This window comes from Gottfriedia sp. S16(2024), assembly GCF_050473765.1.
Classification (GTDB): Bacteria; Bacillota; Bacilli; order Bacillales; family Bacillaceae_G; genus Gottfriedia.
This window is the reverse complement of record NZ_JBFLUO010000001.1, coordinates 2,577,360-2,604,218: the sequence shown is the minus strand read 5'-3', so window position 1 is coordinate 2,604,218 and position 26,859 is coordinate 2,577,360. Positions and strand designations below refer to the sequence as shown.

Annotated in this window: 25 protein-coding genes and 1 tRNA gene; 5 read left to right on the top strand and 21 right to left on the bottom strand. The window is 33.5% G+C overall.

Going from position 1 to position 26,859, the window contains the following annotated elements:
- Window positions 1-256: 256 nt before the first annotated feature.
- From AB1282_RS12205 to AB1282_RS12195, 3 genes are all read right to left on the bottom strand, one after another.
- Complete coding sequence (locus tag AB1282_RS12205; RefSeq protein ID WP_429899174.1) at window positions 257-1,666, bottom strand: amino acid permease; 1,410 nt, start codon at window positions 1,664-1,666, stop codon at window positions 257-259.
- Between the two features lie 355 nt (window positions 1,667-2,021).
- Window positions 2,022-2,939, bottom strand: a complete 918-nt coding sequence (locus AB1282_RS12200) for a response regulator (RefSeq protein ID WP_056473739.1) — start codon at window positions 2,937-2,939, stop codon at window positions 2,022-2,024.
- Between the two features lie 5 nt (window positions 2,940-2,944).
- Window positions 2,945-4,213 carry an ATP-binding protein gene (locus tag AB1282_RS12195; RefSeq protein ID WP_390311076.1) on the bottom strand — a complete coding sequence of 423 codons (1,269 nt, stop codon included), beginning with the start codon at window positions 4,211-4,213 and terminating at the stop codon, window positions 2,945-2,947.
- A 166-nt stretch (window positions 4,214-4,379) separates the two neighbouring features.
- On the opposite strand from AB1282_RS12195, the gene gltP reads away from it, so the two are divergent.
- The gene (gltP, locus tag AB1282_RS12190) at window positions 4,380-5,666 is read left to right on the top strand and encodes a glutamate/aspartate:proton symporter GltP (RefSeq protein ID WP_429899173.1); all 1,287 of its coding nucleotides are present in this window, start codon (window positions 4,380-4,382) and stop codon (window positions 5,664-5,666) included.
- A 424-nt stretch (window positions 5,667-6,090) separates the two neighbouring features.
- Here the strand turns inward: gltP and AB1282_RS12185 are convergent, their stop codons facing one another.
- Both AB1282_RS12185 and AB1282_RS12180 read right to left on the bottom strand, forming a co-directional pair.
- Window positions 6,091-6,990 (bottom strand): DMT family transporter, encoded by a 900-nt coding sequence (locus tag AB1282_RS12185; RefSeq protein WP_429899172.1) that lies wholly within the window; start codon window positions 6,988-6,990, stop codon window positions 6,091-6,093.
- Between the two features lie 424 nt (window positions 6,991-7,414).
- Window positions 7,415-8,059 (bottom strand): formylglycine-generating enzyme family protein, encoded by a 645-nt coding sequence (locus tag AB1282_RS12180; RefSeq protein ID WP_172795435.1) that lies wholly within the window; start codon window positions 8,057-8,059, stop codon window positions 7,415-7,417.
- Window positions 8,060-8,708: 649 nt separating this feature from the next.
- Between AB1282_RS12180 and AB1282_RS12175 the strand changes: the two genes are divergently transcribed.
- Window positions 8,709-9,122 (top strand): hypothetical protein, encoded by a 414-nt coding sequence (locus AB1282_RS12175; RefSeq protein ID WP_056473732.1) that lies wholly within the window; start codon window positions 8,709-8,711, stop codon window positions 9,120-9,122.
- A 320-nt stretch (window positions 9,123-9,442) separates the two neighbouring features.
- Here AB1282_RS12175 and AB1282_RS12170 read toward each other — a convergent pair whose 3' ends face one another.
- The 16 genes from AB1282_RS12170 to AB1282_RS12095 all read right to left on the bottom strand — a co-directional run bounded on the left by AB1282_RS12170 (window position 9,443) and on the right by AB1282_RS12095 (window position 24,854).
- Entirely contained in the window at window positions 9,443-9,820 is a 378-nt protein-coding gene (locus tag AB1282_RS12170) for a hypothetical protein (protein ID WP_056473730.1), read from the bottom strand.
- Window positions 9,821-9,847: 27 nt separating this feature from the next.
- Complete coding sequence (locus AB1282_RS12165) at window positions 9,848-9,991, bottom strand: hypothetical protein (RefSeq protein WP_156339708.1); 144 nt, start codon at window positions 9,989-9,991, stop codon at window positions 9,848-9,850.
- Between the two features lie 3 nt (window positions 9,992-9,994).
- The gene (locus tag AB1282_RS12160) at window positions 9,995-10,651 is read right to left on the bottom strand and encodes a hypothetical protein (protein WP_156339707.1); all 657 of its coding nucleotides are present in this window, start codon (window positions 10,649-10,651) and stop codon (window positions 9,995-9,997) included.
- 192 nt (window positions 10,652-10,843) lie between these two features.
- Entirely contained in the window at window positions 10,844-11,995 is a 1,152-nt protein-coding gene (locus AB1282_RS12155; protein WP_056473728.1) for an SLC13 family permease, read from the bottom strand.
- Window positions 11,996-12,690: 695 nt separating this feature from the next.
- Window positions 12,691-15,069, bottom strand: coding sequence for a YhgE/Pip family protein (locus AB1282_RS12150; protein WP_429899171.1), 2,379 nt, complete (start codon window positions 15,067-15,069; stop codon window positions 12,691-12,693).
- Window positions 15,070-15,146: 77 nt separating this feature from the next.
- Window positions 15,147-15,719: a TetR/AcrR family transcriptional regulator gene (locus AB1282_RS12145; RefSeq protein WP_429899170.1), complete on the bottom strand. Its 573-nt coding sequence runs from the start codon at window positions 15,717-15,719 to the stop codon at window positions 15,147-15,149.
- A 179-nt stretch (window positions 15,720-15,898) separates the two neighbouring features.
- On the bottom strand, window positions 15,899-16,771 hold the full coding sequence (locus tag AB1282_RS12140; RefSeq protein WP_429899169.1) for a LysR family transcriptional regulator: 873 nt from the start codon (window positions 16,769-16,771) through the stop codon (window positions 15,899-15,901).
- Between the two features lie 115 nt (window positions 16,772-16,886).
- Entirely contained in the window at window positions 16,887-17,591 is a 705-nt protein-coding gene (locus tag AB1282_RS12135; RefSeq protein WP_056473719.1) for an aspartate/glutamate racemase family protein, read from the bottom strand.
- Window positions 17,592-17,834: 243 nt separating this feature from the next.
- The gene (locus AB1282_RS12130; protein WP_286131746.1) at window positions 17,835-17,963 is read right to left on the bottom strand and encodes a hypothetical protein; all 129 of its coding nucleotides are present in this window, start codon (window positions 17,961-17,963) and stop codon (window positions 17,835-17,837) included.
- 122 nt (window positions 17,964-18,085) lie between these two features.
- The gene (locus AB1282_RS12125; protein WP_429899168.1) at window positions 18,086-19,132 is read right to left on the bottom strand and encodes an FUSC family protein; all 1,047 of its coding nucleotides are present in this window, start codon (window positions 19,130-19,132) and stop codon (window positions 18,086-18,088) included.
- 602 nt (window positions 19,133-19,734) lie between these two features.
- A tRNA-Val gene (locus AB1282_RS12120) sits at window positions 19,735-19,807 on the bottom strand.
- Between the two features lie 132 nt (window positions 19,808-19,939).
- On the bottom strand, window positions 19,940-20,134 hold the full coding sequence (locus AB1282_RS12115) for a hypothetical protein (RefSeq protein WP_056473683.1): 195 nt from the start codon (window positions 20,132-20,134) through the stop codon (window positions 19,940-19,942).
- A gap of 317 nt (window positions 20,135-20,451) precedes the next feature.
- Window positions 20,452-21,675: a DUF6944 family repetitive protein gene (locus tag AB1282_RS12110; protein WP_429899167.1), complete on the bottom strand. Its 1,224-nt coding sequence runs from the start codon at window positions 21,673-21,675 to the stop codon at window positions 20,452-20,454.
- A gap of 99 nt (window positions 21,676-21,774) precedes the next feature.
- Window positions 21,775-22,431, bottom strand: coding sequence for a potassium channel family protein (locus tag AB1282_RS12105; RefSeq protein WP_056473680.1), 657 nt, complete (start codon window positions 22,429-22,431; stop codon window positions 21,775-21,777).
- Between the two features lie 14 nt (window positions 22,432-22,445).
- Window positions 22,446-23,762 (bottom strand): TrkH family potassium uptake protein, encoded by a 1,317-nt coding sequence (locus AB1282_RS12100; RefSeq protein WP_429899166.1) that lies wholly within the window; start codon window positions 23,760-23,762, stop codon window positions 22,446-22,448.
- A gap of 177 nt (window positions 23,763-23,939) precedes the next feature.
- Window positions 23,940-24,854: a DMT family transporter gene (locus tag AB1282_RS12095; RefSeq protein WP_429899165.1), complete on the bottom strand. Its 915-nt coding sequence runs from the start codon at window positions 24,852-24,854 to the stop codon at window positions 23,940-23,942.
- A 117-nt stretch (window positions 24,855-24,971) separates the two neighbouring features.
- Here AB1282_RS12095 and AB1282_RS12090 point away from each other — a divergent pair, with 117 nt between their 5' ends.
- From AB1282_RS12090 to AB1282_RS12080, 3 genes are all read left to right on the top strand, one after another.
- The gene (locus AB1282_RS12090) at window positions 24,972-25,700 is read left to right on the top strand and encodes an alpha/beta hydrolase (protein ID WP_056473676.1); all 729 of its coding nucleotides are present in this window, start codon (window positions 24,972-24,974) and stop codon (window positions 25,698-25,700) included.
- Between the two features lie 113 nt (window positions 25,701-25,813).
- The gene (locus AB1282_RS12085) at window positions 25,814-26,329 is read left to right on the top strand and encodes a YjcG family protein (RefSeq protein ID WP_056473673.1); all 516 of its coding nucleotides are present in this window, start codon (window positions 25,814-25,816) and stop codon (window positions 26,327-26,329) included.
- A complete protein-coding gene (locus AB1282_RS12080) occupies window positions 26,326-26,757 on the top strand; it encodes a GNAT family N-acetyltransferase (protein WP_056473672.1) in 432 nt (143 codons plus the stop codon). Before AB1282_RS12085 ends, AB1282_RS12080 begins: the two co-directional genes overlap by 4 nt.
- The last annotated feature ends 102 nt before the right edge of the window (window positions 26,758-26,859 follow it).

Here is a 26,859-nt window from a genome sequence, read left to right as displayed (position 1 = left end):
ACATATGTACCTGTTCCAAAACAAGTCAAGGAAAACAAAATCAATGATACGATTTGGGAAAATGTCTATGACTTATCAGCTATGGGGACGACCAATACATATTGGAACTAATTTGAAGGGAAAACAGTTTTATTTTGTTATGAAGGAAAGAACTTGCATAGGGAGTATGTGCAATCCACTTAGTAATAGGTGATTTTTTGTATTTAAAAGGCCTTCCCAAAAGTCAGTTCTCCTAACTTAAGGGATAGCCCAATTTTTATTTATACATTTTTATTTGTGGTGCTTCAGTACTGTTACTCTGATTTAATTTACTGTTTTTATAACCGTAAGTAACATAAATTACTAAACCGATTACTAACCAAACCAAGAATCCCTTCCAAGTAAATGCTGAAAGTTGTAGCATTAAATATACACAGAATACAACAGCTAATACTGGTACTACTGGTACCCAAGGAGTTTTGAATCCACGCTTTAAGTCTGGGCGAGTTTTTCTTAATACTAGTACACCAAGAGAAACAGCAGAGAAAGCGAATAGAGTACCGATATTTGTTAATTCAGCTAATTTGTTTAATGGAATTAAGCCAGCGAATAAAGCAACTAGTCCGCCAGTTACCCAAGTACTTGTTACAGGAACTGCAGTTTTCTTGTTAACTTTTGATAATTTACCTGGTAATAAACCGTCTTTACTGATTGCATAGAATAGACGAGTTTGTCCAAACATCATTACGATTAATACAGTTGTAATACCGATGATTGCGCCTAAAGAAATGAAACCAGCAGCCCAATCTTGGTGAATAAATGCTAGTGCAAAAGCAACAGGATCTTTAACACCAAGTTGATCGAACGGCACGATACCCGTAAGAATTAAGGAAACAACGATATATAAGATTGTACAAATTGTTAATGCAGAAATAATACCGATTGGTAAGTTACGTTGAGGGTTTTTAACTTCCTCAGCTGCAGTTGATACTGCATCAAATCCAAAGTAAGCAAATACTACTACTGCAGCACCAGCTGTTACCCCATGGAATCCCATTGGCATAAATGGAGTCCAGTTATGCGGTTGAACATACCAAACACCAACTACGATGAAAAGTGCTACTACTGCTAATTTTACAATTACCATAATTGTGTTAAGTTTTGCTGATTCTCTAACACCTCTAGTAAGAATGAACGTTACTAGTAAAACAATGATTACTGCCGGTAAATCAATGAATGTATGTTTAGATGGATCAAATGCACTTGTTAAAGCTGTTGGAAGGTTTACTCCAAAACCATGTAATAAACTTTGGAAATAGCCAGACCATCCACTTGCTACTGCTGAAGATGCAAGTCCATACTCTAGTACCATATCCCAACCTAATATCCAAGCAATGACTTCACCAAAAGCAACATAACTATAAGTGTAAGCACTACCAGCTTCTGGAATCATTGATGCAAATTCAGAGTAACATAATGCAGCAAATGTACAGGCTAAACCTGCAATTATAAATGAAAGAATAAGTGCTGGACCAGCGTAATCAGCTGCTGCTACACCAGTTAAAACGAATATACCTGTACCGATGATGGCACCGATACCTAACATTGTAAGATCAAACGCTCCTAGAACTTGTTTAAGTGAACTAGGCGAACTGCTTGAAACTGATTTTTTTCGAAATAAATTCATATGAGCCTCCTCTAAATTCTTGTACTACTTTTTTAATTTTTTAATAGTTTCATATTTGTTTGTAAAAAATAGAAAATTCCGATAACTAAAACCAGAAAAATTTAACTGTTAGAATTAAACGATTTTTATCTTATCATACGATTTGTAACTATACAGAGCATTTTTCAACAAAAAAAAATATTCAGAAAATGTGCATAACGACTATATTCAGATCCTTTATTACTAAATTTCTCCTTTATATAAAACTTGCAAAAATTAAATAAGCAAAGACAGCATGGGCTTATTATCCCTACCCTTGTTACAACCTGACTACAACACTTTTACAATCCCTGATTTGAAGAAACAAATTTATTGGCTAATCCACCAACTGCTTTGATTCTAAATAGAGCGATTGAATGAATTTTTTCATGTTGATTCGGCTTTGATTAGTGCTTTTTTCACTTTTACCTTCAAGCTCTAACATTTTCTTTCGGACTTCCGAGAAATCGAAAAACGTGGATGAATACGCTTCGAATTTTGGATTCGTGTAATCTGTTAATCCTAATGAGGCAATATGGATGAGCACATGGTAAATAGCTCTGCGAACTCGTTGTTCGGAGGCTTTCGATTCTTTTTGTATTTCCGCCTCGGTAGCCTGTTCTCCAAGCGATTTTTTGGCATATCCATAAAATATTTCTTTTAGAGACGGAAAGATGTAGAAGGATCCAAACTTTTGTTTTTGGTCCTGCAGGAATTCTAAAATATTCATCAAGTCTTCACTTCCGCTTTCTCCGATAATCCCTAAATCCGAAATCAATGAACGGCCGGCTTCGATTATGTTTTTTGTATGAGAAGCGCCGAATGGTGGCGACTGATGACCTTTTAATAAAGTTAACGATTCTTGTATGCCTCGAATTGATTTTTCCAGAATCACCCGTTCGTTAACCTTTTTTAACACTCCTGAGATTTCAATGCGGTTTAACGGCTTAGTGATGTAGTATTCTGCTCCTAAACTATATACTTCCCCTATGAGCTCCTTTGCCTCTACTTGCGAAATCATCACGAATTTCCCCTTGAATTCAGAAGAAAGAACACGAATTGTTTCAATTCCATCCCTCTTTGGCATCAGTAAATCAATAAGTACTACGTCTACTTTTTTGAGCGCAAGCAAGTCATTGTCTACCAATGATCCGTCTTCTGCTTCACCCATCACTTTGCCTAAATCCTCATCCTCAATCAAGTCTATCAGCATCGCTCTAATAGCTGGATCATCGTCAATTATAAAATAATTCATTTAATTTATCCTTTCTGTATCATCGCATTAATCGGGAGCTCGATAACAAATACTGTTTCTTTATGACTTTCTTTTAGCTTAATATGTCCGCCAAGCTTGTCCACGGTTAGTTTCACATATGAAAGTCCAATTCCTGTAGAAGGATTGCCGGAAGCATCATACTTAGATGTAAACCCCTCTTTAAAAATGACTTCTTTCAACTTCGGTGCAATGCCTGGTCCATTATCACAGACATGAAATTCTACAATCCAGTCTCTTCGAATGACATACAACGATACATGTCCCTCTTGCTCGATGGCTTCCACCGCATTTGCGATCAAGTTATTGATCAAAGATAATACCCTATAGACATGATATGGCGGATGTTCCCCTTCGACGTGCATAGAAAACGAAATGTGTTTATTCAATAACTCTGCATACCGTCTATTGGAAACAAGGATAATGTTACTCAGTAACTCAATGCCCATGTAGTCCTCTAGCTTTTCAGTAGAAATCAACTGTGATAGTCCAGCATAAATTCGCTGATTATCTTTTTTTACTTCATGCACGAGACTTGCAATTTGCAGTGCGGTTTGGGAAAAATGGACATGAGAAACTTCCGATTTCAACCTACGATAAAAATCATAACTTATGCGGGTGATTTCTTCCGCATTTTGCATTGTTTTCTTAAGCTGTACCGATTCCTCATACAAATTCGAAATGAACAACAGCATTTGCTCGTTTTGTCTACGCTGCTCTTCCACTGCCAATTTTGATTCTCTCAGTTTAAAAATGTTAAAAAAGCCAAGTACAAAAAAACTTCGAATAAACGAGATAAAGATAATCTGTTCGATTGAGTGAAATGCAATGATTTTATCCGCTATCGAGTATCGAATCACCATTTCAACTAAACTTGCACCAATTTCTATGACCATTCCTAGTAATCCAATCATAAATGGCTTGTTATGCTGCTCATTCATCTTTGTAAAATGAAAGATGAAAGCGAACACGACGTAATAAAAGAGTACTGGAAAATGACTGTAAAATGCCTCATCAACCGGTATGTCACTGATTAGGACCGCCAAAAAAAATCGAAATACAAACACACTTGTCCCAGTCAAAATTCCTGCAATATTTGGGTGAATGCCCCTTCCCAATAACAAAAATAAGAAAAATGCCGGTGTCCCCAGGCTGACACGGAATGCATCATTGAACGGATAGAATTTAAACTCTCCAGCGAGCGGAACGGTAATCATCAAAAATACAACTGCTAAAATTCGTTCCTTCAGTTCCACACCTCCAAACATTAAACATTTTACTCAAACCTTTGGAAAATTGAAATAGTTGTGAGAAAATTATTTATTTTTTATTTTTTATTTGTAGGTTTTTGTATGATTCGGTATGATTTTGAGTGGAATCGCTTACATTCATATTCTTAATAAACTTGAAGGGGTGTATGGGATGAAAAAAATAAAACTTGGGTTAGCTTGGCAGATTGTAATTGGTCTCATTTTAGGTATCGCAGTTGGAGCTGCCTTTTATGGAAATCCAAATATTGAAGGATTCCTTAAACCGATTGGAGATATTTTTATTCGTTTAATCAAAATGATTGTTATTCCTATTGTTGTCTCAAGCTTAATTGTCGGTGTTGCCGGCGTTGGGAATATGAAAAAGCTTGGTAAACTCGGTGGTAAAACGATTTTATATTTTGAAATCATCACAACTATTGCCATTCTTGTTGGATTGCTAGCGGCAAATATCTTTCATCCCGGTAGCGGCGTTGATATGTCATCATTACAGAAAACAGATATCGGAAGCTATATACAAACAACCGAAATGACGAAAAGCCACGGTTTTGCTGAAACTTTCGTCAATATCGTTCCACCAAATATCATTTCAGCAATGACAGAAGGCAACATGTTAGCCATTATTTTCTTCTCTGTTTTATTCGGACTAGGTTTGGCAGCGATCGGTGAAAAAGGAAAACCGGTCATAAAGTTTTTCGAGGGAACAGCTGAAGCAATGTTCTATGTGACAAATCTAATTATGAAGTTTGCTCCATTTGGTGTATTTGCATTAATTGGTATAACGGTATCAAAATTCGGTGTCCAATCACTTATTCCATTAAGTAAGTTAACAATTCTTGTTTATTCAACGATGATTTTCTTTGTGTTAGTTGTTTTAGGACTTGTTGCAAGATGGGCAGGCATTAACATTATTCATTTTATTAAGTTATTAAAAGATGAACTGATCCTTGCTTATTCAACGGCTAGTTCTGAGACTGTTTTACCTCGTATTATGAATAAAATGGAGAAATTTGGATGCCCTAAAGGAATCACATCGTTCGTTATCCCAACAGGATATTCTTTCAACTTAGATGGTTCTACGTTATATCAAGCATTAGCGGCCATTTTTATTGCGCAAATGTATGGTATTAATTTATCGATTAGCGACCAAATCTCATTAGTACTTGTATTGATAGTAACATCTAAAGGAATTGCAGGGGTTCCGGGAGTGTCGTTTGTTGTATTGTTGGCAACGCTCGGTACAGTTGGAATTCCGGTAGAAGGATTAGCGTTTATCGCAGGTATTGACCGTCTTTTAGATATGGCGAGAACAGCAGTTAACGTCGTAGGTAACTCGCTAGCGGCAGTTGTTATTTCTAAATCAGAAGGTCAATTCGATAAACAAAAAGCGCAAGCTTATATTAAATCACTTGATTCCGGTAAACAAACAAATGTAGCATAATCTTTCTTAACATGATAAATTGAGTAGACTAGATTCACCGACTACTAAAATTGCATGCATTGACTACATTTCTTAAGCCTTTCGATTTTTTAGATCAAGCTCTTCTTCTTGTAATCAACTAATCTATATAACAACAATTAATCGTTTAAATTAAAAGCCTGTATCTTCAAATACCAAGTAATTTTCGATACAGGCTATTTTTATCTATTAAAATTGTTATGTTTAGACTGACAAAAAAGAGAAACTCACAGGATAAAGAGTTTCCCTAAAAAATAGGTGATATTGGTAAAAAAGAAAAATGTAACTGTACTTTATTATATAAAAATTATTATGTATTGTATTAGTTATTCGCCTTTCTTGTTGGAAGTCTTTTCCACCGGTATATAACTAAAGCAATACATTAGTTACACAAGAAAAGCCTTAGTTAACCCTGTATAGGCAATTTCATATTCTGATTTCTCGTTCCAAAACCTAATGCAATCGCTGCGCCAATACAGCAAAAAGAACAACCAGCAAACAAATACACTGATGGATCAGACTCGCCAATTAAAACAGAGGCTACTCCACCAATTGCGGGGAAAAGGGCGACCATATAGCCGCTTTGAGATCCTCCAATTTTTTCTACTAGCTTCAAATAGAATAACCATGCAGCAAAAGAAGCAACCAACGTTAAATATAACAACGCAGATAAGTACGTAAAAGATGTTGGAAAAATAAATTCTTTCCCTTGAAACAATATTATTGCTCCCATCAATAAACTGCCCACTGTAAATCCAATTGCATTTGCATAAATGGGATCAACCTTGCGATTTGCATTTCTTGCCGAGCATGCGTCACCAACTGCTGTTAGGAGAGTACCTAGGAAAGCGAAAATAATTCCTTTTATGTCATGGAACCCTTGAAAATTTTCCATTGTCGGATAAATTAGAATACACACTCCCACTACACCAAGAATACCTCCAATTAGAACTCTCGAATGTAATTTTTCTTTTAAAAAAATCCGGAGAGCAATCGGCGTTAAAATCACTTTTAAAGAAAATACCAATGTTACGATTGCTGCAGAACTCAAAATTGTAGCGTAATAAAGACACAGATAGCTTAATGCAAAGTTACATATACCAAATGCCATTACAAACGGGAGATCTTTAGTTGTTGGTCTCCCCTTTGGTCGAATGAACAAAACAAGAACTAAAAATAAAAAGGCTGTCATAACTAGTCGAAAAGTTAAGGATAATTCTAAGCTTACTGGAGTTCCTTGAATTTTTACAGCAATAAAATTAAGTCCCCATACAATCAAGCAAAAAATATACATAAATTTTATCATTAATATTACCTCTTCCTAATGTTCCTCCAGTAATTGTAACAAATCAAACTAAAGTAGTTCAAAAGATTCTCAAATCATTTCTTTCAATAATTTGCTTTTTAGTTCAATTAAAAAGCGACCTTCTATTGAAGTATCGCATTGCTTTAGTTGAACAAGAACTCACATTTCCGTTAATTTATTTGCCTTCGTGCCAAGCTTTTAAGACATAATACAAAAAAATCTACTATTATAGAGTTGTCATTCACAGACTTAGAAAATCTAATTTTTAAATTCTAGGTTGGTAGTCTTAATTTAAGTCTGTCTAAAAAATTAAAAATCCCTAAATTAAAACCTTTTTGGTTTGGTGGTTTGACAGTTTCGTTCATATCAGTTGCATAAGAACGTTTAAGCATTGACTAATAACTGTCCCCATCCTTTCAGGAAATTAAAAAGACCGTGCAAGACGGAATCCAAGGTCGTCTATGCAAAATGACGGATGGCTACGACGACGACATGAAGCGCCACAACCTCTTGCTACCTCTGCCCAGCTACCACCTCGAAAAATTCGATATGACCCATAGACCTGTTCATCATATAAATCCCAACACCACTCCCAAACATTTCCTAACATATCATACAGACCCCATGCATTCGCTTCCTTTCTTCCTACTTCATGTATTTTATCTCCAGAATTTTCATTATACCAGGCAATTTTATCAAGTTCACCGTATCTATAACCCGTCGTCCCTGCTTTACACGCATATTGCCACTCTGCTTCTGTAGGAAGTCTATAGCCATCTGATTCCCAATCACAAAATATGTTTTCACCATCATTACTTATTGAATAACACTCTTTCAGTCCTGCTTTCTGTGAAAGTAGATTACAAAAAGAAATTGCATCATTCCAAGAAACATTCACAACTGGTTTTAGATCTCTGACAAAAGTATTAAGTGATGTATTTGTAATAGTATTGTATATACCCATAGTTACAGGATACTGGGCAAGAAGAAATGGTCTTATTTCAGTTTTCCATTTACTTTTTATTCTATCGTCTCTTAATTCTATATTTCCCCCTGGAATTTTTACCATTTGATAGTCAATGTAACTCTTAATTTCATTTGACACTCTGTCTTCCTCCTATGATCATGATTTAATAAAAATCACCTCGTTAAGAACTATAATATCAATTCAAAAATTACGTTGGTTTTTTGTAGATAAAAATCCGTTAGTAAAATAAAAAAGTCTACAAATCAGCATATTCGTTATACAACAAACGCATACGATAGTTGTATAAATTAAGATATATCTAGAAGTAAAAATCCTAGACTTAAAAAACTCAATTTAATACTGTATAACCAAGTAAATGAACACCAAAAACCGGGGAATAACTGTCATCACAGATAAGATTTATAAAACTGGGGAAACGATTAATTTCTAAATCCGATCAATATGAACTAGTTTATAAACCAACATTTTCAAAGAAGGTTAAAGAAATAAAATTTAGTGTAGATCCGAATTAACCGTTCTATTCTAATTAAACAGTCATGTCAAAAGGTAGTTATGTAAAAATACTGTATCTGATTTATAAAAAATTCGCATTCTATTACTTCTATGTAAATTTCTTTATACTAGAAGACACACAGATTAATATTATATATAAAATATTAAGTATTCAGCATAAGCCACTTTTTATTTATTTGTTTTGATATTATAAAAAATAAAATAAGGAGGGTTTTTGATGGAGAATTCACAAAAAGTTTTAAAAAACGATGCATTATGGGCGGTATTCTTAACTCCGCATTTTTTATTTGCTATTTTTATTATTGCTTACTTTATGATCTGGTGTTTCAATCCGCAGGATAACATAGTAATTGCAGTTGCAATTAGTTCCTTTTTTTATTTTTTTGTAGATTTCTTTATTTCCTTACAAGAATCAAATGATAAACAGAATCCAGATCTTGTAAAATTTAAATGGCTTGCATTTGGTGCTACTTTTCTATGCTTAGGCATAATGCCATTAATTGTACCAATATCGAAAGTTGAATATGGATTAGCTGAATTTATTTCTTTTATAACATTTACTGGTGCAGCTGTTTTACATGCGCTAAAACAAGCAATTCCTACTTTTAGAGAATTAAAAAAGTTTCAATAAAATGATGGTTATACTCCATATAGAGCTGTGTCTACAAACTTAAAAGATGGTTATTCACCATCTTTTTTCTTTTTTAGTAGGCTCTGTTAAATTAAAATTTGATTTGCATGCGTTAGCCATCCATGAATCCTCAGATTCACAACAGTGAATGGAAGTTTATATCGTATTCCCATGGTAGTTGAACAAGAACTTCAACTCGATTGAGCTTTTTTTATTAAAACGATATATTCAAATATCACAATTCATTTAGTAAATTAACTATAGTCATAATTGTTCTATAAGGTGGCTTACTCACTCTTGCTTTAGTCTAAGAAGCAAGTTCAAAAATGCGCTTTTGTGTTTGGTTTTGGAGCCTTGTCTAGCAACCATGGGTTTTGCATTAAGTAATTATTCACCACATACTGCATATCTTGCTTATCTACGACACGATCAAAATTGATGTCGGCATCACAATTGTTTGCTTTCCAATTGGCCTGAATGAAAAGCGCATCTTGAATATCAATTACAATATCTTTGTTCACATCTCCTGCAGGTGCATAGTCATAGTAGAGTGCTTTCGAGTATGGTTTAATTACACCATCTTCTTTCAATCCAATCGTAAAGGTTTTCTTTACAGTGAAATGCCCCGGCATATCTACTTCCAGTGTAAATGGTTTATCTGTTAGTGGCAGATTAGATGATAACGAAAAAGGAAACATCCACCTATTGCTTTCAAGTGTGTTTGGTTATTCTTTCCCTGTTTCATCTGTCACTTTGACTTTTGCGCCCGCCTCTACATATTTTATAGTTGATGGTTCATCAAGACTTGGAAGGAGCGTAAATGCTTCTGCATAAACCCACGGTTTCATGAACGAGTAATTTCGATTCACAAGTTATGGCACACCGATACCAAATGTGGAGTTGGACGTATCATCTGTATTTGTGTATGATACATTTAATTCGTCAAAAGATAGATATCCTTCAGGGGCATCATCTTTCATTTTGAATGTGATATCTACCATTGGAACTTTTCCGGATACACCTGTTTGTGTTGCCTTGTCAGTTAATGTCGCAGTAATCTTCCTTTCCATGACCACTCCAGTTCCGTCTGGATCCATACTTACTGTCTGAATATTCAATTTCCCCTCCAATGTTGGGTGTGGTTTGATACTTACCAGTTGCGCACCTTGGGATATAGTTGTATCAAAAAAGGAATACACTGCTTGCTTCATGTTTGTCATGTTGTTCATGGCAAGGGTAATCGTCACCGTATCACCAGCTTTTACTCTCTGTTTATCGGCAATAGCAGTTCCATAAGGCGTGCCTTGTTTCACGAAATTTACAACTTTATAACTAGAATAGTTCTGTACTGTTGACATGTTTTCTGCATACATGTTGACCTGGAATGGTTGCATAGCTGTGTTCACTTTGAATTGTGTTGTAAAGTTACCGTTTTCGTCTAATGGAACGGATACTTTCCCGCCTCTACCAGGCAACGTATAGACAAATTTATTATTGGCTTGAGACACATTCATACTGCCAGCTTTCATTTTTTCTATATCTGGATCGTAAACAGAACCTGTAAGTGTTATCGTTGGTTGATCTGGGTTATATTCATATACACCAGAGTCTACGTTAAGATTGAGATTTGGCTGTGTAACGCTATTATAAACCGGTGCATCTGAGTTAAAGGTTCTTTTATATTGATAAGATCCAAAGCTATTTAAACCTATTACTTTGTATTAAAAGAAATTTTGATATTTCATTGTAAAATAATAAACAAGAGTTAAAAGAGCTAAAATCGAAAAGTTATAAAAGCTAAATCTTATAAGGTACATTTTACTTTTTAGTGGCTCTCTCTTAATAAAAAGTTTAAATGAAATTACACTTGCGAGAGAAGCAACAATCGTACCAAGTCCACCTAAATTTACACCTACTAATAAAGGCTGCCAATTCACGGAGAATTTTGATAAAAAGATCGCAGCTGGTACATTACTTATCAGTTGGCTTAAAAATATGGAACTGAAGAAGATTGATGTGGGACTTTTGAGATTTTCGCTGGCAAATGTGTGTACTACCTTTAATTCGGATATGTTTCCTATAAATATAAAAAAACAGATAAAAGTAATAAGCAATAAATAATCAATTTTTTTCAATAATTTGATATCAAGTATACACGCGGTTCCAAATGCAATGATAAACGCAAGTTTGTAGTTTAAAACCCCTAGTATGGATGCAGATATGATTCCAAATAGTACTCCCCATACTGTTGCCTTTTTTTTATTTTTTATAAGAATATATGGAAGTTCCATTTCCAATGTTTTACTTTTCAATCTTTGATTAAAAAAGAATAACAGAACAATTCCCAGAACCACTAATAGAAGAATTGTTGTAAAAAATTGTATAGGCCTTATTTCGTAGTAAGTAAATATGAAAAGATTTTGTGGATTTCCCATTGGAGTTAGGCTGCTTCCAATGTTAGCAGCAATTGTCTCTAGTATAATAGTATCTAACATAGAAGCTTGTATTATCTTACTAATTATAAGTGTTAATGGTACAAATGTTATTAATGCCACATCATTTGTTACAAGCATGGAACTAAAAAGGCATAATAAAATTAGGATTGCTGAAACACTTTTACTATTATGACATTTACTCAGTATAGCAATGGCGAACTTATCCAATAGTTTAAGATCTTCCAGAGCCTTAACTACGAGCATAAGATTAAATAAACTGATTAATACTTTAAAATTTATATAATCCAGTTTAGGTGGATGGAATAAACAGCTAACGATTGCTAACAAGAGTGATATGGTAAATACAATGTCTTTTTTTAAAATTCCAAATTTCAATTTCGATTTTTTTTCGTTTTCCACATAAATATATTCTTTCATCAATCCCCCTCCAGTATTTTCTATTCTACTACACACCCCTGTTTCTTGCATTTGAAACCTCGATACACTTAAAAAATGCCATAATTTCCATTAATTTCTTTCGGAACAAAACTGCCATTTAGTTACATAAGAAATTTTACGAATTTTAATAAAATAAAGTCTTTCTGCCCCAATTCTGCCCCATATAACTGTTTCCCTATAAATCAAGTACTGTTATAAAACAAAAAACCTCTTGATATACAAGAGGTTTAGGTATGATCCCAACTGGACTTGAACCAGCGACCCCTACCCTGTCAATTACAGAGTACGAGTATAATTCATTATTTATGAATATTTTAGGTCAATAGAGTCCAGTAAATCAAGCGGTCGATGAAATTTATTCATCATAAATCTATTAATTCTATAGTTTCCAATATGTCTGTGCAATTTATGTGCAATCGAAAAGTTTTGTTCACGAGGTAGGGTGATTGGTGTAATAGGAAACTGATTGTTTAATTTATATATACGATAAACAAATTATAATTCATTCAGGATTCACGATTTTATTCCAAGATATATTGACTTAAAGAATTATTTACCACTTGAAGAAAAAACGTTTCTTATCCAGCAATCGTAAACATGCTTGCCATAGAACAATGTTTACCTCAACTACGTAAAAAACGACACATAGCAAATGCTACATGTCGTTTGATTAATTATGCTTCTACAGTATGTTGATCCATTCCACTTCCGTATTGCTTTTTGAAAGCTACAGCAAAGTATACTAAAGATAATACACTAAATAAGACAATAAAGCCTAATAAGATTATTACATTATGCCACATTAAGCTATAGTCTCCAGTGGAAATAACTACCTTAAATGCTTGAACAGTATATGTCATTGGTAAAATCGCATTAAAGTGTTGTAAGAATTTCGGAACTAGTTCTAATGGGAATGTACCAGCACTTGTTGTTAGCTGTAAAATTAACGCAATAATAGCAAGAAATCTTCCTGGTTCTCCAAAAACAGTTACTAAAAATTGAATTAACGCTAAAAACGCAAAACTCGAAACAAGACTAATTAATAAATAGTAAGGTAAAGATTTAACTTCTAGACCTAATATACATATTAATGCAACACTTGCTATAACTGATTGGATGATTCCTACCACCATTAAAACACCTGTTTTTCCAGTAAACCAAGCAAAAGCATTTTTAGGACGTGATGCAGCAGCTCTCATTGGGTAAACAACCGACATCAATAGACCACCTACATATAATCCCATTGAAAGGAAGTATGGTGTGAAACCTGTTCCATAGTTAGGAACATTATTTATACTTTCTTTTTTCAATTTAACTGGATTTGAATACATATCTAATTGTTTATTATTTACACCAACATCTTTTGTTTGCTCTTTCGCATCACCTAATTTTGTTGATAACTCATGTGATCCATCCTTAATTTTACCTAATCCGCTGTTTAGTTGATTAGATCCATCTGCCAGTTGATTCACACCATTTTCTAACGCTGGTGTATTATCACTTATTTGACCTATTCCACCTGCAATTTGACTCATACCATCTACTAATTTTGGTGAATTACTACTTAATTTATTTGCTCCATCATTTAGTTGATTAATACCGGACAGTAATACTGGTGAACTTTCCGACAGTTTATTTGTTCCATTTGCTAAAGCTTGAGTTCCTGTAGCAAGCTGTTTTCCACCGTTATTTGCTTCTCCGAGTTTTTCTCCAAATTGAGTTAAGCCATTTGTCAATTTTGTTTGACCAGCAGCTAATTTACCTACACCTGCTTCAAGTTCATTACTTTTTTCATTTAAAGTAGTTGCTCCTGCTGCTACTTGCTTACCACCTTGGCCTAGTTGCCCTGCTGCAGATGATAAATCACCTACGCCATTTGCAACTTGCTTACTACCTGAAACTAACGCTTCGATTTTTGCATTATAAGCATCTTGTTGTTCCTTAGGTAATGAAGATAATAATGGTGCTACTTCTTTCTGTAATTGAGATAGCCCATCTGCTACTTGGCTAGCTCCTATTTTCGCTTCATTCGCCTTATTTTGCCATGTAGTTAAATTAGTTGATAATGAATTTGCACCATCTGCTAATTGCTGAGTACCGGCTTTTAATTGAGGAAGATTTCCGTTTAATAAATTTAACCCGCCTAACACTTGTTTTGAGCCGTCAAGTAGTTGACCGTTTGCTGAATATAATTGATCTAGACCATTTGACAGAGAATTCATACCAGTATTTAACTTAGACGCTCCAGCGTTTAAATCACTTACACCTTTTGAAAGAGGTCCTACACCATTATGAAGTTGGTTAATCCCTTGTGATAATTGTCCTACACCATTTGTGTATGCTACTAAACCATTTTTCTCTTTTTGAGAACCATCATTTAATTTACTAACACCTTCTTTTAATTCAACTGATTTACCTGCTAATAATTTAAGTCCATTTGCAAGTTTCTCTGAGCCATCCTTAGCAGTTCCAACACCTTTATCTAATTTTCCTGACCCATCACTAGCTTGAGCAATGCCACCAGTTAATTCGCCAATACTATCGTAAATCGTTTCTACATAATTTCGAGTTATTGTATTAGAAATTTTTTCTTTTACTTTTTCAGATGCAGAATTTCCAATTTGTGCTGATAGAAAATTGAATCCTTCATTTGGAATATATTCCATTGTTAAATGTTTTGGATTTTTTTCAGAAACAGAAGCAGCGTTTTTTGAAAAGTTTTCAGGAATACGAACTGCCATATAATATTCTTGATTTTTCAAACCTTTCATAGCCTTTTCATTGCTAACAAACTTCCATTTGAAATTGTGATCTTTTTTAAGATTCTTAACAAAATCTTTTCCTATGTTTAAAGACTTTCCGTCAACTGTTGTTCCCTCATCTAAATTTACAACTGCTACTGGTAATTTCTTTAAACTTCCGTACGGATTCCAAAATGCCCATAAAAACATTCCACTATATAATAATGGCACTAACAATACTGCAATCACTGGAATTAAAAGCTTTTTGTTTCGTACAATATGACTTAATTCTTTTCCAAATTGTGAAAACACGTCTCTCTCTCCTTCTTAAATTGAACAATTGACCATATTGTTCAAACGGTCAATTTTATTTATTTAAAAATGGATTATCATTTTGACAATCCATTTAAAATATAGAAATTAAATAGTTCTGTAATACGTTGCTTATCTAGAGGCTTGTGATCTCTACTCCATTCAATCGTTAGTGTTGTATACAACTTATATAAGACTACAGCAGTGATTTCTGCATCACATTGAACGATTTCATTTCGATTATTCGCTTCTTCAATCTTACGTTTAAGATATTGAATAATCACATTGTTAATTCTCTTAATTGCGTCTTGGACCTCAATTGTTCCAATTTCGCGTTGTTCTTGAAGAAGTTTAATCGTTAAATCATGTTCCTTTTGAAATTCCGTAATTGTTTCAATTCCTTTATGAACTTGGGTAATAAAAGAGTCAGAATCACAAATGGCATTTTCCGCTACACTTTTCATATCTAAAATTAGATTATCGATAATTTCATCAAATAATTCCTCTTTATTTTTGAAAAAAGTGTAAATCGTTCCTTTTCCAACATTTGCTTGCTTTGCAATTTGACTCATTGTTGTAGCTTTATAACCAAATGTTCCAAAAGATTTTGTCGCTGCCTCTAAGATACCTTTCTTTTTACTTGTACTCAACGTATTACGCTCCTTTTGACTAATTGACTGAAAATGTATTTCGGTCAAATTGATGTTCTTAATTTAACATACCTTTTTCATCTTTTCAACTTTGATTTAAAAAAATTTACTTTTTTTTTGTAATCTTTGTTGTTATTTAAGAGAACAGCAAATTAATTGAATCATTGTATCAAACCTGTTTATTTTTGTTCAAACATTTTTTTTTGTAAAAAATCAATAAAAACAGATTTAGGTTTACCTTTTAAATAAATAAAATCAATACTAATATTTATTTTCACAGGTGGTGTCATATCTACTCGAAATAACTCCTCATTTTCTATTTCTTGTTTGACACAATGTTCAGGTAAGAAGCTAATGCCCATTCCCTGTATTACTAATTTTTTTGCTGTTTCCATATTATCAACTTCAATGGAAATATTAGGGTTTAAATCATTACTTGAAAATAGCCGATGAATCATAAGCCAATCCATTGAACCATAATCAAAAAAGATAAGAGGATGTTTACTTACATGTTCAATTGTTACTTTTTCTTTTAAAAAAGCATGATTTCTAGGAACAAAAAGACTAATAGGATCATTATAAAGACGAATTGATTCTACTTGAGGATGTGTTTCAGTTCGGACAATACCAAAGTCAACTTCTTTATTAATGACCTTGTGTAGAATATCTTTAGAATGTCCCGTCATAATCTTTATTTTGACATCCTTAAATTCAGATTTAAAAGCAGGTAAAATTTTAGGGAGAACGTTATTTGAAATTGACAAAGCACTCCCAATCACTAGTTCATAAGGAATGGTTACTTGATGTAATCCATACTTTGCTTCTTGAAAAGATTGGAGAATTTTTTGTGCGTGTGGAAAAAAATATTCTCCTTTTTCAGTTAAAGAAATCTTATTCCCATTTCGATGAAAAAGCTTTATATCAATTTCACGTTCAAGGGATTGAATACGTGCTGTTACAGACGGTTGAGATAAATAAAGAGCCTCTGCTGCTTTATTGAAACTCCCCAGTTGACAAACATAGATGAAGGCTTCAATATTTTCAATATTCATATCAATTGCTCCTTATTTTAGTTCACCAGTATTTTTATTACCTATATTTCAACATTTACATTGTACATATAAAAGATAAGAGAGTATTAGTATTCACATATTCTCTTTTCTTCCATTACACAAATTGTATTTCTTTATTTGTTCCAGTAGCTGTTTTAACCACCATTTTAGCTAAAATTTCCGTTGGATCAATGACACAAATATCATTGGATGATTTAAGTACAAGGGGAACCTCTGTACAACCTGCTATAATAGCCTCTGCCCCGCCCTTTGTCAATTGATTAGCGACTGTTGAAAAGCATGAAAATCCTGTTACTAAATCACCGCCTTTAATTGCATATATTCCTTTCATCACTTCTTTTTGCATTTCAACATCTGGTTCAATAACCTCAATATCATAGTTTTGGCAGCTGTGTTGATACAATTCTGTTTTAATAGTTCCATCCGTTGCTAATAAGCCCACCTTTTTAAATTTGTTTTCATGTAAAAACTTGGCTGTTTCTGCAGGCATATGCAAAATAGGAACATTAACAGATTGTTCAACTGGTCCAAAGAAAAAATGTGCTGTATTACACGCAATAACTAGAAAATCCGCTCCAGCGTTATGTAGTCGTTTTGCTGATTGTATAATATATGGGGTTGGATCTATTCCCTTACCCAATATAGCCGTTGTTCGATCAGGTATTTGAGAATAGTTGTCAGCGATGATATGGATATGGTCTTGATCCTTTTTTGCTCGCGTATAAAAAATAATTTTATTCATTAAATCAACTGTCGCCATTGGACCCATTCCACCAATAATTCCAACTACTTTCTGCATTTCTTTCACCACTTTTAAATGTTTTCTTTATTATAGTTTTTCTTTTATGTGATGAATTATAGAAATAATCTATACAGTTATAGAATCTTTGTATCTTGAAATGGTTAGCGTATTCACTAAAGCAGTTAATAGTTAATTTAATGAAGCGAAAGAAAAGTAAGTACATAAAAAATTAGTAATATTAAATCAAATAACAAAAAAATCCTGCAACCAAAGGAATAGGCTTGAGCATATTTAATTTATCTAATTAATAACTTTGAAAACTCGTTGTACTAAACCAACATCTCTAGCAAAAACTCGTAAAATATTTAGAGATAAGCTTTGAATATCTTGAGCAAATAGTTGTAATTTATCAGTTACAGAAATAGCCATACAAAAACGCCCTCTTTTCTTATGATTCTACAGAAAGAATGGCGTATTTTTCCATTTTAGGGGGGGGTTCAACTGGAAAAGATACCCGAAACCTTAAGGCATCTTTCACTAGATAACCACCTTTACACTCTTTTCGCCATCGCTCTACTGAATATCAAGTTCACTGCAATCACGAGGACTGCACCGATAAGGGTTGCAAATATACGGTCGAACAGAATGATAAACTGGAACGGCTTGCCGGCTTCCATGATCAAAATAATGAGCGGAATCATGGTTGCAGAGTATACAAGATAATTTCGAACCTTTAGAAGAGGTCGAACACCTGCGAATAGCCCGATACTTATAACTAACCCCCAAATCGGTAGCCTAGTTGCGAGAAGCAAGCTCGCAACTATCACGCCGATTACTGTACCAAGCACTCGTTGTGTTGTTTTGATTGGTAAGAGTTCTATTTTCCGCTGAGTAAGGATCACTACGGTAATTGCAATCCAATAGAAGTGGTGCTCGGGCCAAAGTATTCGCAATCCCTCAGCTATACCTAGACATAATGCGAGCCTGATTGGGAATTGCCAACCGGATAGGTGTGCAATAGAATTCCGCCATAGAAAGATTTTTCTCGATGTTGGCTCTTTCACAGCTACATCAAGCGATGATTTAAAACAACGGTGTACCCATATGCCTAGCACCAAGCTGACACTGACGGTCCAAATCGCCCCAGCTAGGATTGAAAAAATTAGTTCCATACGGTACTCCGTCTGGTCGACCATGTTGAGGATGATGATAAGGAATACGACAAAGCGTGTTGTTGTCACCGCGAAGGCACGACTATATCCGCCAATTAACGCAGCAAGGCTTACCTGCAGAATCAAGACTCCAAATGTCAGATAGCCATGTCCGGAAGAGAGAATAGCAGCAATCGCAGCGAGCACTACTGATATCAGCGCTGATGCCAATTTTTTCCCGTGATTTATAAAACTCGAACCGACTTTCACGCTACTGACTGCCAAACTGCCGATCGTTGCAGCAAAACCAAGGGCGGGATAGCCTAAAACTGTGGCGAATACAACAGGTCCGGCCATACCTAAGCCGGCGGAAATGAGTTCTACTATTTCTACCTTTTCCTCCTTAGACCAAGAAAACACTAGCGCCCTATATGTCTTTACATTCATCTATTGCACCTCTTTCGACCCAAAGAGTAGGGTACAGTTTAATATGGCTCTTTCTTTCATCCATGAACAAGTGGTGATATTTATGTCCATCAGGCTAATATTTTAAAGTTTCCCCAAAATGAAAATTTTATCTTTCCAGAGTTATTTATAATAATTCAGCTCATTTTTTCGATATGGGGAATTGCAATTTCTTAAGTTGATGTCAATGCGTCAGTGTCCATATTCAAATAACGTATGCGTTAGCCAACATGAATCCTCAGATTCACCACAGTGAATGGAAGTTTATATCGTACTTCCATAGTAGTTGAAAAAGGTTTTATCATTTTTACATACATATAGATATTTTTATGAAACTATTTCATTACTTAAAAGTTGCCCCACTCACTTTACGAACAAATATCTCTTGTTTTAATACAATTGTCTTACCCCATAAGCCATCCATCGGTAATTTCACTTTCCTTTATAAACACCTTTTGAGACTTCCTTAAATTTTCCATCTGCAGTGCAGTTTGGAATTATCTTTTCAAACACTACTAGTTATCAGAAATAAAATAAAAAGCCCAAACCTCTGATTCACTTAGGTTTGAGCCTTCTCATTTGTATGATCCCAACTGGACTTGAACCAGCGACCCCTACCCTGTCAAGGTAGTGCTCTCCCAGCTGAGCTATGGAATCGTAATATATGTGAGAGATCATTCTCTCTAATTAAGTCTATTATACTGTTTTGTCTAAAACTCTTCAACCAATATTTAACAAAAAATTTCGAATATAAGTCCACTAGTTTGTAGTTTTAATTTTGAAAAATACTCATTTATTCGACCTTGCTTCGATTTCACCAATTGTATGCATTAAATCTTTCCATCTCAAATCTTTGTCTTTCGGTATATTGCTTAATAGAATACTACCAATCACAATTGTTAAGAACAATAGCAAAACACCCACACCAAATACAAATGTCTGAACTTTATAGTTTTTAACGATTTTTATCATTCTACTTTTCATAGGCGATCTCTCCAATAGTTAAAAATTAATATTCCCATATTCCTTAACTAAACATGGTGAAGGTATACCCTCTTTACTATTAATATTTTCCTGTTTGCCTATTATGTAATCAAAAATTTTTAAAATCGTTTACTATTGAGTATTTTACTAAATTTGTAAGAGTGCAAGTACTGTACTGCTGACATATATCTTCTATTTAATAATATACTCTACAAGATTCTTTTAAGCTCCTTTAAGAAACAGCTTTATATGAGGAACTCTTTTTAATCTTTAATCTATGTATCTAGAACTAACATCCACACTATTGCTTATTTTTGTTAGCTCTTTTTCTTTATCTCTGTATATTCTGAGGACATGCTTTTCTTTTGATTTTGTTCTATATTATTCTCCGCTGATTTTTTCTGTTTATTTTTTCTTTTAGAATTGTTCTTCTTTTCGAATGTCTTCTCCTCTTTGTCATCTTGATCATCTTGTTCAGAATTCCTTTTAAATAACTCTTTTTGTTCAGCGTATACGGATATGATTGAACCACCAGCTTGAATCCAACTTCCACTATATTTTAATAGTAATGCTAGTTCTTCGTATTCCTTCACTAATGGGTTTGTTTCAGTTTCTGAATCATATTGTTGAAGCACATCAAAAATGACTCCATCTGCCAGATCACTAGGCTCGCTTTGTTGGCTAAAAATTGATTCATCCTGTTGAGTTGGAATCGTTTCATATTGTTCATCAATTGGTTCATAATCTGGTAATCTACCAAAAAGATATTCAATTTCATTCAATTTTTCATCATTAGAAGATTCACTTACTAGTTCTGATATTTTTCCATTATGATCTTCAGTTTCATTTGAAAGTTCAACGGTATCATCTTCAGGTAATCTTCCAGTATATTCCTGTACTTCATCAAAAATAATTCCATCCGATAGTTCACTAGCCTCAGATACTGGCGCACTGCCATGATATTCTTGCAGTACGTCAAATATGACTCCATCTGATAAATCGCTAGGTTGTTCTACTTGCCCGGTTTCTTCTAAATAGTCTTTTAAATCCTCTATTTCTAGCTCTACGAAACCAGCTAATGATTGTAATGTGTTTCCAATCGCTTGTAAAAAATTTCCCATAAAACCAGATACATCAAAATCTCCTGAACTTACTTCGTCTAAAGCTGCGATTAATCCACCGAAAGCTTGTTGAGCATTCCCTGTTATATTTAATTTTATCGCTCGATCTGGGTTTTTTTCTTCTTCTTCTTTTTCTTCCTCTGCTTCTGCAGCTAATAAACTAAATAATACAGTGACATTACCTGAAGCTTGGATAATTTCACCTGCATCTTCTAATACACTAGGTTCTCCTAAATAAGCTTCTATTATATTTCCGATTGCTTGAAAGGCATTACCGCCAAAATCTAGATGAAAACTTAGTTCCTCCCACCCTTTTCGGTCTTCTCCTTTTAATCCTCTCATGGGTGTACTACTGATTGCTGAACTGATTGTTCCAATCGCATTCACCCATGACCCAATAACCTCCATAACTTGGCTCATTATAAAACACCAATCCTTGATTAGTCATTTAGGATTAGTATATTCAACTATAACGTTTAAACGTTCCAAATAGGTAAATATAATTAAGCCCTAATTGATTTACCCAACTTTTTTCTTAAACAATTCAATTTTTGATTTTTCTCCTACAATAAAAATTAAATCACCACTTTGAAAAACTACGTCTCCAATTTGTGATACCATTGGCTCACTGTCACGGATGATTAGGACAACCGTAATGCCAAATTTCACTGAAAAATTCATTTCTCTCAATGTTTTACCAACTAATTTTTCAGGGATGACCGTTTCAACTCCTGCAACGTTCTTTGTAATTTCTATGTATTCAATTATCCCACTCATCGCTTCCATACGTGCTGCTTTATGTCCAGCTTCCTCTTCTGGATAGATTACTAAATCCGCTCCAATGCTTTCTAAAATCCCACCAACTTCACGATTATTTGCTTTACAAATTATTCTTTTTACTTTTCTCTCTTTCAATCTTCTCGTTATTAAGATAGAGGCTAAAGAATCCGTTCCAATCGCTACAAATACTGCATCAAATTGACTTACATTTAAATCCTCTAGAATAGACTCTTCACGCAAATCGCCAATTACTGCATACTCTGTGTACTCTTCTAATTGGTCTAATGTCTTTTTATCTTTATCACAAACAACAACTTCATGACCTAACCGATCAAATTCTTTTACAATTCCTCTCCCAAAACGTCCAGCACCTATTACCAAATATTGTTTTGGCATATATAATTTCCTCCTTACCCAACTGCTAAGTCTTTTTCAACATATTTTAATTTTTGATTATCTACTCGAAGTACGAAATAAATTAACGTGAAAATCCCAATTCTTCCAATAAACATTAATAAAATTAAGACTATTTTTGACACGCTATGAATATTTGTTGTAATCCCTAATGATAATCCAGTATTTGTGATGGCCGAAATGACTTCTAGTAATATTAAATCTAACTGAAATGGTTCAAAAATCGAAATAAAAATTGTTGCAGATGTGATTAAAATGATAAAGCTCATCGCAATAACAAATGCACGGTCAACTACTTCTTTCTTTACGCTTGTTCTAAAAATAATTGTATCTTCCTGTGACTTAATAACGGAAAACATCTTTGCAGCTAATACCGAAACGGTTGTTAAACGAATCCCACCTGCTGCACTCGACGAAGCTCCACCGATATACATCAGCACTAAAAGTATTAAGATTGCGGGCAATGTTAGTTCTGCAATATCAAGCGGTGCATACCCACCATTTCGACTCGTAACTGATAAAAAAAATGAATTTGTTAGTTGATTAAAAAAATTTAAATGTTTAAACGCATGTCGTCTTTCTAAAAGCCAAAAAACAATTGTCCCAATAATCATAAACGAAAAATGCAGGCGCATATTAATTCTTGTAAATAAGGATTTTTTCTTATTGTATTTATAGATATATTCCATAATAGTCGGATAGCCTAATCCACCTATAAAAATTAGCGCTGCTGTTACAATTAAAACTACATTATTTTTTTGAAATGAAATTAAACTATTTCCAAATAAATCAAAACCGGTATTTGTAAAGCTTGCAACGGAATGAAAAGCAGTAACTAATAAAGTTTCTAATGCAGTATGATACTTTCCTCTAAATTGACTATAAAAAAAGAGTCCACCTATAAATTGAAAAAATAATGATGTATATAAAACTGACAAACTTAATCTTTTAATTGTCTTAAAGCTACTTTGATTTTGATCCTTCGATATGACTAGTAAATTTGAAATTGTCATCCGAATACCGAGTAGCATAAAACCATAACTAATAAATACAACAATTCCGATTGCACCAATTTCCATTTGAATCATTAATAATATTTTTCCCCATACATTAAATGTCTCAACTAAGTTTACTGTTGTTAATCCAGTCACACTAATCGCACTCGTTGAAACAAATAAACTGTCTATATAACTTATATTCGAAATTCGCGTAAATGGGAGATAGTATAAGAATGAAAATAAAAATGTAATGATTATATAAGAAATAAAGATGTAATGGAGAGGATTCTTGGCCTTTTTCTTCCTTTTCTTCATAAGTAGCTCTTTTCTCCTTTTATTTGCTAGATAAAAGTTTTTGGAATATTTTTCTAGTCGCTATTATCTATTCTACCTATTTTTAGTTAAAAAACAAAAAAACTTTCAATCTAAAGATAGATTTGAAAGTTTTTTGAAGTGATTTTTAAATTTAATTTAATAACTTTTCGTGATTCTCTAAGCTGATGAAGAATTATCTGTTTTGACTTGTATTGATGAAACTTCTTTTTGCTGTTGATATAGGTACAAGAATACACTCACAATTACGATTGTGCCTCCAATTAGCTGAAATGATGATAACATTTCGTGAAGAAGGAAAACTGCTAAAATCGATGCACCAACTGGTTCCCCAAGGATACTCATTGATATTGTCGTAGCATTTACGTAATTTAATAAATAGTTATTTATAATATGTGCTAATGAAGGAATAATGGCAGATGCAATAAATATGATCCAATCTTTTGATTGGTAATCAAAGAAATTATCCATCGTTACGATATTATAGATTGTTAAAAATGCAGCTGAAAATGCGAATACCCAAAAACTATACACCCAATGAGATGTATTTTTTACGGTTGTTTGTCCAACCATTAAATAGAGCACTGCAGCAATTACACTTAAAAATGAAAGAATATCACCTTTAAACGCTGACATACTTAAGCCGATATCACCGAATCCTATTAGACATACGCCAATAATAGCGATAATCATACATATTTTAGATTGCATAGACGTTCGCTCTTTAAATACAAAGTATCCAAGAATCATTGCCACTAATGGCTGAAGAGCTAATATGATAGTTGAGCTTGCCACTGAAGTGAAAACTAATGAACCATACCATAATATAAAATGGATAGCTAACATTAACCCACCTAAAGCGAATGATTTATAATGTGATTTTTTTAAAGCTTTTAATTCATTTTTTCGTTTCAATACAAATGGTAGCATCCATATACATGTAAACCAGAGGCGATACATGCTTAAAACAGATGGAGAAGCATTCGTCCATTTAGCTAATATAGCTGAAGTTGAAATCGCAACAATGGACAAAATTAATAAAGACATCATTGCATTAGGTTGTTTTTTACTCATGTTTCACCTCTTTTCAGACTTATTTTGTAAGCGTTTAATACATTTTGCTTTTCTAAATTTTTTGTATGAAGTAACATCTAATTATATCATCCTAGGGAAAAGAAGAGGAGACATTTTATGATTCAAACAAATGGTACTAGAGAAGAACATACATTATATAGTGAGCACATTAAAAAAGAAATAACATTTACAATATACTATTCAAGCATGCACACTCCGTTAATAAAACATCACTTATTAATTGCCCAAGATGGACAAGATTATTTTAATTTAGGAAAAGTTCATCGAGTAATTGAAAAATTAACAAAAGAAGGTTCAATTCAGCCTACAATTATAGTGGGTATACCATATTCTTCACCAGATGAGCGCTTTAAACTATACCACCCTTCTCAACCTGGTCAAAAAAACTATATTCGTTTTTTAGCTGAAGAATTACTTCCATATTTAGATGATCATTTACCTTTACTTGGATTAGCCCATAGCAGAACATTAATCGGCGATTCATTAGGTGGTACTGTTTCATTACAAGCTGCATTTACATATCCTAATACATTTGGACAAGTCATTATGCAATCACCATTTGTGAACGATGATGTAATAGAATTTTTAAAGAATACAAAATTAAATTCGATTCTTTCTATTGTTCAAACTGTTGGAAAACAAGAAGATAATGTTTTCACACCAAGTAAGCAATGGGTTAATTTTGTCAAAGGTGGTTTACAGTTAAAGGAATATTTAGCAAATTTCCCTGTAGAATTACATTACTCAGAATATGAAGGTGACCATACTTGGACAAACTGGGAAAAGCAACTTGAAGATGTATTAAAAATTAGTTTAGCAAAATAATTCGTGAAACTTAGCGATTTTCAAAAAATTTGGTATAATTAAAATTAGTTATTTTTATTTTGTTAATTTTTTCAAATTAAAATATAAAGTATTACAAACAGGAGGTAATTTTTATGAAATGTGGCGTTGTTATTTTCCCATCTAATTTCGTTCAAGAAAAGGCTAATGAGTATAGAAAACGTTTTGATCCAGCTTATACGTTAATCTCTCCTCATGTTACATTAAGAAGTGGATTCGAATTAAACGAAGAGCAACTTCCAAATATTATTTCACAATTAAATGAAATTGCGAGTCAAATTGAACCATTTGAATTGGAAATTAATAAAGTAAGTTCTTTTGCACCAGTTAATAATGTCATCTATTTAAAAGTTACACCTGTTGAAGCATTAAAAGAGCTTCATGAAAAAATGCACACTGGCGCTTTCCCAGAAATAAAAGATTATGCATTCATACCGCATATTACAATCGGTCAGCAATTACAAGATGCTGAATTTGCTGATATTCTAGGCCAGTTACGCATGATTCAATTTAGTTACAATGAAGTAGTAGATAACTTTAAATTAGTTTACCAATTAGAAAACGGTGCTTGGGAAGTGTATGAAACATTTAAATTAGGGGCAAAAAAATGAGCATTCGCACAATAGTCGCAGCAACAGACTCAAGTATACAAGACGCTCTTAAAGTACGAGTAGAAGTTTTTGTAGAGGAACAACAAATTTCAAGAGAATTAGAGTTTGATGGCCTTGACGAAGAATGTATACATTTTGTTTCATACGATGGAGAACAGCCGATTGCTGCAGGTCGACTTAGATTAATCGAATCGACTGGAAAAGTTCAGCGAATTTGCGTTTTAAGTAACTATCGAGGAAAAAAAATTGGGAATGAAATTATGTACTTAATTCATAAAACTGCAAAGGAAAAAGGCTTAAATCAATTAGTCCTACACGCACAAGAATCTGCCATTCCTTTTTATGAAAAATTAGGTTATGCAATCTCTTCCGAAATATTTTTTGAAGCTGGTATTCCACATGCCGAAATGAAACTAAAATTAAATTAAACACACTTAAAACTATGATTCAATTGAATCATAGTTTTTTCATGGGAAAATAAAAAACTATACTCGAGGCTATGTGACAAATAACGATCATACTAATGTATT